Source organism: Terrisporobacter muris, from assembly GCF_024621905.1.
Classification (GTDB): Bacteria; Bacillota; Clostridia; order Peptostreptococcales; family Peptostreptococcaceae; genus Terrisporobacter; species Terrisporobacter muris.
In genome coordinates this window covers 1-7,823 of sequence record NZ_JANKBY010000161.1, presented here as the reverse complement: position 1 = coordinate 7,823, position 7,823 = coordinate 1, and the positions used below count along the sequence as shown (strand labels likewise).

General features: G+C 25.7%; 7 protein-coding genes. 6 read left to right on the top strand and 1 reads right to left on the bottom strand.

Annotated features, from left to right (window positions below; translation table 11 throughout):
* The 3 genes from NSA58_RS12325 to NSA58_RS12315 form a co-directional block, all read left to right on the top strand.
* The coding region (locus tag NSA58_RS12325; RefSeq protein WP_257560510.1) for a hypothetical protein at positions 1-1,551 on the top strand (1,551 nt) is incomplete at its 5' end.
* A gap of 108 nt (positions 1,552-1,659) precedes the next feature.
* Positions 1,660-2,400, top strand: a complete 741-nt coding sequence (locus tag NSA58_RS12320) for a hypothetical protein (protein ID WP_074429460.1) — start codon at positions 1,660-1,662, stop codon at positions 2,398-2,400.
* Positions 2,375-3,025 (top strand): DUF3298 and DUF4163 domain-containing protein, encoded by a 651-nt coding sequence (locus NSA58_RS12315; protein ID WP_316713165.1) that lies wholly within the window; start codon positions 2,375-2,377, stop codon positions 3,023-3,025. Before NSA58_RS12320 ends, NSA58_RS12315 begins: the two co-directional genes overlap by 26 nt.
* Positions 3,026-3,065: 40 nt before the next feature.
* Here the strand turns inward: NSA58_RS12315 and sleC are convergent, their stop codons facing one another.
* Positions 3,066-4,346 (bottom strand): spore cortex-lytic germination protein SleC, encoded by a 1,281-nt coding sequence (gene sleC / locus NSA58_RS12310; RefSeq protein WP_074079469.1) that lies wholly within the window; start codon positions 4,344-4,346, stop codon positions 3,066-3,068.
* A 186-nt stretch (positions 4,347-4,532) separates the two neighbouring features.
* Between sleC and NSA58_RS12305 the strand changes: the two genes are divergently transcribed.
* The 3 genes from NSA58_RS12305 (at position 4,533) to NSA58_RS12295 (ending at position 7,788) form a co-directional block, all read left to right on the top strand.
* On the top strand, positions 4,533-5,261 hold the full coding sequence (locus NSA58_RS12305; RefSeq protein WP_074429461.1) for a PrsW family intramembrane metalloprotease: 729 nt from the start codon (positions 4,533-4,535) through the stop codon (positions 5,259-5,261).
* 302 nt (positions 5,262-5,563) lie between these two features.
* Positions 5,564-6,097 (top strand): signal peptidase I, encoded by a 534-nt coding sequence (gene lepB / locus NSA58_RS12300; protein ID WP_039678463.1) that lies wholly within the window; start codon positions 5,564-5,566, stop codon positions 6,095-6,097.
* 26 nt (positions 6,098-6,123) lie between these two features.
* Positions 6,124-7,788: a nucleoside kinase gene (locus NSA58_RS12295; protein WP_074429462.1), complete on the top strand. Its 1,665-nt coding sequence runs from the start codon at positions 6,124-6,126 to the stop codon at positions 7,786-7,788.
* Positions 7,789-7,823: the final 35 nt, after the last annotated feature.

The following is a 7,823-nucleotide window of genomic DNA, read 5'->3' as shown; positions in this document are numbered from 1 at the left end:
AAAGATGTTAATAATTATATAAATAAAAATATTGAAAATTCATCTATTGAGGATATTATAAAAAATATGATATTTAGAAATGAAAAAACTTATAACTATTTAATGGATAAATCCATAAAAGATATAATAAGTGAAAAATCATTTTTAAATATACAAAATAGCATTAAAACAGATAAGTTTATGAATATCGTTCTTTTAAGTTTAAAAGAACAATTAAATAATTATTTACAAGATTACTTAGGTAAAGAATTTTCAGAAGAAAAGAGATTTCATGAGTTATTCGAGGGCAGAGTAAAAGAAAGTCTGGATAATGATATAGATAAGATTACAGAGATGGCTAGTGAAAAATTAATAGGTTATATGAAGGATAATAATGATTTAATAGCTTCTATGGTAATAAAAATTGTAAGAAAAAATCTTAACTTCTTTGTAAAAATGGCATATGATTTTGCAGATGGAGATGGGCTTGTAAAGGATGTTGTTGGAACTGTAATTAATAATAAAATAGAGAATTTAATAGTTGAAGATAAAGATAAATTATCTGCAATTTTATATAACTATTTAGAAAGAGAGATATACCCAAGTAAGGTTGAAGACTTAGGGCTAAAATATACAGAAATCAATATAAGTTTATTATTAGATAGGTTAATTTTTGCATTGAAACAAAACGAAGATTTTAAAGTAAATATGAACAATACATCAGATTTAATTATTAATAGTATTTGTGAAATAAAAGTTGAAAATATAACTGAAATAGCTGGAGTAACTAATATACAACAAGCTTATGGTAAGTATAAAGAAATAATTAATACAGTTTCAAATGATATTGTTAATAACTTAAATAATAATAAAGAGGCAACTAATGAACTTATAAGTGGATTAATAGAAGAAAAAGTAATGAAGTATTTTTATTCTATTAATTTAGTGGAGATATCATGGGAACTAAATAAAGATGATGTAACATATATGGTAGATAACCTGTTAGAAATAATTAATAGTAGTGAAGTTTTAAATTATCATGTATTACAAATATGTAGAAGTGTTTATATTTCATCAATAAGAGATACAAAATTAGATTCTATGTTGAATAAAGATATTTTGAATACAGATATGTATAATACTTTAAATTTAGTTTTTGAAAATAAAGACTTTAATGATAAGAGTAGAGTTGTTGTAGAGTCTATTATAGATACATTCTTAGATGATAAGTTAAGTTTTATTTCAGAAGAGTTTAAACTTTATATGTCGGATAATATTATAGATTCTGGACTTAATACAATAGAAAAAAATATAATACCTATGTTAAGAAGTTTAGACCTTCAAAGCATAACATTAGAAGAAGTAGATAAAATGCATCCTAAAAAAATCCATGAGTTATTTAAATCTTTTGCAGGAGATTTCTTTATAAAACTTTATATCTATGGAGCTTTTGGTTTAATATTTGGAGTAAATGTGTATTTATCAATAGTACTATTTATAATAGATCTAATATATACAAAAAAAATTGATTCAAAAGTTGAGGAATCTCAATATAAATTATTTAGAGAATAGAAAAAATACTTATAGGTTAATGCCTATAAGTATTTTTTTGTAAAATAAATGGATAAAATTTATAAAATTCCTAAATATAATAAGGAATTATATTTAGGAGGGACTTTAATGAAGGACTTAAAAAATTTTATAAAACCGGTTTTATTCTTAACCCTAGGGTTATTATTATTATCCTTAGTAAGGAATGTTGATTTTACAACTATGATGACAAAAATACAAAATAATATCCAAGAAGGATTACAAGTTGTAAAAGTTACAGATGAGAAGTCAGAAATTAATGATGAAAACTTAACAATTAAGTTTAAAGTACCTAGTATACATTACGATAACAAAGATGTTGAGAAAAGCATTAATTCTTATATCAAAAAGAATATAAAAGAATATATTAATGTTCAAAGACAAATAAATAAAATGAATACATATAGTGAAAAAAGAGCTATAAATATTAGTTATAGCGTAGTATTTGAAGATGAAAATATAATAAATATAATTATAGAAAAAAATACAACATGGGGAGAAAAAGACTATAGATTAGAAAAAGATAGCTATGTTTTTAATCTAAAGAGTGGAGAAAGAGTTTATTTAGATGAATTTTTAAAAGGAAATGAAGATTATAGTAGAGTTATAACTGAAACTATTCAAAAAGGAATAACTGAAAAACATCCACTATATAGCAATTTGAATATTGATAAAAATACAAATTATTATATAGAAGATAGATATATCAATATTTATTTTAATCCATATAAACAAAGTCAAGATGATACCCAATATGAATTTAAAATACCTTATGATGTATTTAAGAACAAAATAGAGGCATTTAATAATTTTTTTTTTAGCTTCTGTTAATAAGGAGGTACTAAAAAAGCAAAATAAATATTTAAAAAGTACTCTTGAAATACCTATTATAAATAGTGGAAACTCACAAATAGATGATAAAGTTAATCAAAAAATAAAAGAAGATATTTTGAAATTTTATGAGGACTCCTTGAAAGAAGCACAAAGTTTTTTAGAGGATTTTGAATTAGATGAAAGTAATTTTGTTGCCGATGCATCTTTTGAAGTGAAAAAAAATACGCCTAATGCAATTAGTATTCTTGTTAAATATTATAAATATAGTGGTGGCGCCCATGGTTATTATGAATATGTACCATATAATATTGATTTAAGAAGTGGAAATAACTTATCGCTTAAGGAACTTTTTAAAACGGAAGTAGACTATAAGATAATTATAGATAAAGAAATAGAAAAACAAATTAAAGAATTAGGCAAGAAGGATAAGGACTTAGATAAGATTTATGATTTTTATGGAATAAAAGAAAATCAAAAATTCTATCTAGAAGATGACAATATAGTAATATATTTTGATTTATATGATATAGCACCTTATGCTGCGGGAATTCCGGAATTTCCGATAATTATAGAAAATATAAAAAAACAAATTAAAGAAGATTATCTAGATATGGTTATATAAAAAATACTATCAGAAGAATTCTGATAGTATTTTTTATATATTAAATTACAGGATTTAAAGAAGCTATTTTTGTAGTTGCTACGTAAATTCTAGAAATTGCATACCATGTTTTAAAATCAACTACACCTGTTTGAGGTAAGTTAAAAACTTCTTGGAACTTCTTCACAGCTTTTTCTGTTGAAGGTCCAAAAATTCCATCCTCAGCAACTTTTTCAATTGCTGGATAAGAGTTAGAGATAGCATTTAATTGATTTTGTATGGTTTTAACGTAAGAATTGTTAGATCCTAGTTGTAGTGTAAAACCAGGAAAAGAAACGGGTACACCGCTGACAACATTAGCCTGTGCAAAAGTTATATTATCACCATAAAAGTATTTTAAAATTTCTTCATAATTCATGCCTTGATCACCTAAGTCTTTGCTTCCCCACTGTGTCATTTGATCAGGACATTGAGATTTTTTACCGTCACAATATTGTGCAAGTAGTGGTTGTCTTGCTGTAGGAGGTCTTCTAATGAATGTATTAAATATGTCATCTACAATTACACTTATATTATCAAAAACATTTCTGTTATGAATATATTTGTGGTCATATGCTGTAGATGAAGTTATTGTAAATTGATAACCTTTGTTTCTATACCACTCTGTAAAAACTCTGTTTAGTGTGAAAGATATTATAGCTATAACATTTGCATAAATAGTTTGCTCAGGCCATGTGGAATAAATTTCTGATGATGCTACATTTTTTATATAATCTCTAAAAGGAATCCAATAATTTTCTGCACTGGTATCTTCAGGTAAGCCATCATGAACTACTATAAACTCTGGAACTACTGGTTCGTCTAAGACAACAAACCCTGTTGGAGGAGGTAATGGTTTCAAACTACTTTCAGGTATTTTAGGAGGATAATTTCCCCAAAGTGTATGAGCAGAAATATCATATATAGTATTTTGTTGTCTCTTTTTATTATTTCTTCTAGTTTGCTGAGTTGGTCTACCAACAGGAACATTTTGTAATGCTTCTACAATAGGTAAAATTTGAGTACCTTTTATTAATACAGGTTCAAATCCTTGGGATATAACCTCTACAATGTATTCGCTGTAAGGTTTAACTGTAGATGCTGGATCTAAAGAGTACTGAACATCAGGTGCAGGCAAGGTTAAACCTCTTACTTGACCGGATTCATCAGTTTTTAAGTTTTCAAACACAATACCAGTACTATTTTGTTGATCATCCATACCATATATATTTATGGTAGCATCTTCTATTGGTCTATTTGTTGAAAAATTTATAACACTAACCGTTAAAAAACCGTCTTGCATATAATCACCCCTTTTAATTTAACTAGGCTGTAAATACTCTAGTTTATTCTATGAAAAATATTTTATTTTGTTAAGCAATAAAGTGTTAAAATACAAATATTAAAATTATTTACTAATGGAGATAATAAGTAGTAGATATAAATATCTAAATATTAATATATATGCAAAGAAAGGTTATATTAAAATATGAAAATTTACATATTAATTCTAGCCATACTGCCAGTAAGTATTTTTGTAGGTTGGATTTATTTTAAAGACAGATATGAAAAAGAACCACCGATTAAATTAATAGAATATTTTTTGCTTGGAATTTTAGTAAGCATTTTGGCAATAGTTTTGGAATTGTACTTTAGTAAACTAAATATATTTTCAGGTACAATAGGAGCTCTATACACAGCTTTTTTTGTGGCAGCATTTACAGAAGAAGGACTAAAGTCTATAATATTAATACCTATTTTATTAAAGGATAAAGATTTTAATGAAAAATTAGATGGAATAATCTACTCTATATTTTTATCATTAGGATTTGCCACAATAGAAAATATTATATATTTAATGAGAGAAAGGTTAGATTTATCTTTTGAGTTAGGAATAACTAGAGGGCTGATTTCTATACCATCTCATATAATGTTTGCAATTACTATGGGGTATTATATTTCGAAGTATAAATTTGCTAAGGACGATGATAAAAAAAACAAATATCTAATTTATGCAATAATTATGCCAATATTACTTCATGGAGTTTTTGATTTTATCTTGATGATAGGATATAGATGGGCTATTATAGTTTTTATAGTGTATATAATATTCTTATGGAAAATTAATTTAGACAAATTAGATAAATACACACTATATTCAAAGATAAGGTTTTACAAGAGAAAAAATAAAAGTAGAAAGGGAGATAAAATTGACTGATATCTCTTGAGCGTAGGAAGGATTCTATTATAATGAAAGTATAAATAGATCAAGTAAAAACCATCTTCATATTATTACTTAATAGAATGTCAATCTATACAAAGGGTAATAATAAGAGACGGACTTGAAATGTTAAAAAAGATAGTGTTTTAGTATACTCAACATGTACTTTTGCTAAATAAGAAAATGAAACTAATAGAATTAAAAAATCACTATCCAAAAGGTATTAGAATTAACTATACTTAAATTGTTGTGAGTGTAACATATTATAAACAATTACATATTATTGAGGAGATGATATTTTGAGTGAAAAAGTAAAAAAAGAGATTTTTGAGTGGGTTAAGGTATTTGCATTAGCGATAGTTTTTGCTTTTATAATAACACAATTCATAAAACCAACATTAGTAAGAGGAGATTCTATGTATTCTACCTTAGAAGAAGGAGATTACTTAATTATAAATAGGATGTCTTATAAATTTAAAGAGCCTGAACGTGGTGATATTATTGTATTTGAATCTGATTTACAACAAGATGATGGAAGTAGCAAAGACTTAGTAAAAAGAGTAATAGGAGTAAGTGGAGATACAGTTAAGATAGAAAATTCTAAAGTATATGTTAATGGAGAAGAATTAGTTGAACCTTATATACATAATGAAGTCACAGAAGGTGATATAGATACTGTTGTTCCAGAAAATTCTGTATTTGTATTAGGAGATAATAGAGAAATAAGTTTAGATAGTAGATATTCTAGTGTAGGATTTATTAATAACTCAGATATATTAGGAAAAGTTTTTGTTAGGTTATATCCTTTTAATAAGATAGGTTTATTAGGATAATAATAATCGTAAAGGGGTAGTTCAAAATGAGACGATTAAATTTAACTATAGAAAATGAAAAAAAAATATTTTTGATAGAGGATAATTCACCAGGTATAAGATTGCAAGATATTGCTTATGAAATAGAGGATAATTATGACGGATATATTGCCTTAGCATCTATAAATAATAAATTACAGGAATTAACAAATTTTGTATCTGATGATTGTACTATTAAATTTTTAGATACTAATAATAGTGATGGACATAGAGTATATTTAAGATCTTTAACGCTTATTTTCATAATGGCATGTGAAGAACTTTATGAAAATTGTAAAGTTAGTATAGAACACTCTCTATCTAATGGTTTATATTGTGAGGTTCATACAGATAAAATACTGAATGAAGAAGATAAAAATGATATTAAATTAAAAATGCAAGAAATTATTGATTCAGACTATGAAATTGAAAAAACAATTGTAACTAAAAATGAAGCTATCAATTTTTTCAATAAGCATAACATGAGGAATAAAGCTGAATTATTAAAATATAAAGAACATGATGATATAAAGATTTATAAATGTAATAATCATGTTGATCATTTTTATGGGCATATGCTGCCATCTACAGGATACTTAAAAACATTTGATATATTAAAGTATGAAGGTGGGTTTATATTGCTTGGACCTAGAGAAGATGATAAATCTAAAGTTAGAGAGTTTGTTTCTCAGCCTAAGTTATCTAACATTTATTTGGAAATGGAAAAGTGGTCTACATTGATGGGGGTAGATACAGTATTATCTTTAAATAAAGTAATAGAAAATGGATCATATGGAGAGTTGATACGAATAGTAGAAGCTTTACAAGAAAAAAAACTAGGACAAATAGCAGATATAATTAAGCAAGAAAATAAAAGAATAATATTAATCGCAGCCCCTTCATCATCTGGGAAAACTAGTTTTGCCCATAGATTATCCGTACACCTAAAAGTAAATAATTTACAACCTATATCAATTTCCTTAGATGACTATTTTGTAGACAGGGAAAAAACGCCTTTAGATGAGTTTGGTAATTATGATTTTGAATCAATTTATGCAATAGATTTAAATAGATTTAATAAGGACTTAAGTGATTTATTAGAAGGAAAAGAAGTAATTATTCCAAAATTTAATTTTAAATCAGGAAAAAGTGAAGAAGGTAAAAAGCTTAAAATAGAAAAAAACCAACCAATAATATTAGAAGGTATTCATGGATTAAATCCAATTTTAACATCTTCAATACCAGATAAGGAGAAGTTTAAAATTTATCTTAGTGTTTTAACTCAATTAAATTTAGATGAGCATAATAGGATACCTACTACAGATTTACGGTTAATAAGACGTATTGTAAGAGATAATCAGTTTAGAGGACATGATGCTACAAGAACTATACTAACTTGGGATTCTGTAAGAAGAGGAGAAAAGCAAAATATATTTCCTTATCAAGAGGAAGCTGATGTGATTTTTAACTCATCATGTGTGTATGAATTAGCTATATTAAAGTCTTATGTGAAGCCTTTATTAGAAAGTATAGACTCAACTAGTAAAGCTTATAGTGAAGCGAACCGATTATTAAAATTTCTTCAATATTTTGTAGAACTTAAAGATATATCAGATTTACCACCTACATCAATAATTAGAGAGTTTATAGGTGGAAGTAAAATAGTAGATTAAACGAACTTTATTGTTCGTTTTTTATTTTTATAATA

Coding starts and splice junctions, on each gene's coding strand:
- NSA58_RS12295 (WP_074429462.1), top strand. CDS start 6,124: ATGAGACGATTAAATTTAACTATAGAAAATGAAAAAAAAATATTTTTG.
- NSA58_RS12320 (WP_074429460.1), top strand. CDS start 1,660: ATGAAGGACTTAAAAAATTTTATAAAACCGGTTTTATTCTTAACCCTA.
- NSA58_RS12305 (WP_074429461.1), top strand. CDS start 4,533: ATGAAAATTTACATATTAATTCTAGCCATACTGCCAGTAAGTATTTTT.
- sleC (WP_074079469.1), bottom strand. CDS start 4,346: ATGCAAGACGGTTTTTTAACGGTTAGTGTTATAAATTTTTCAACAAAT.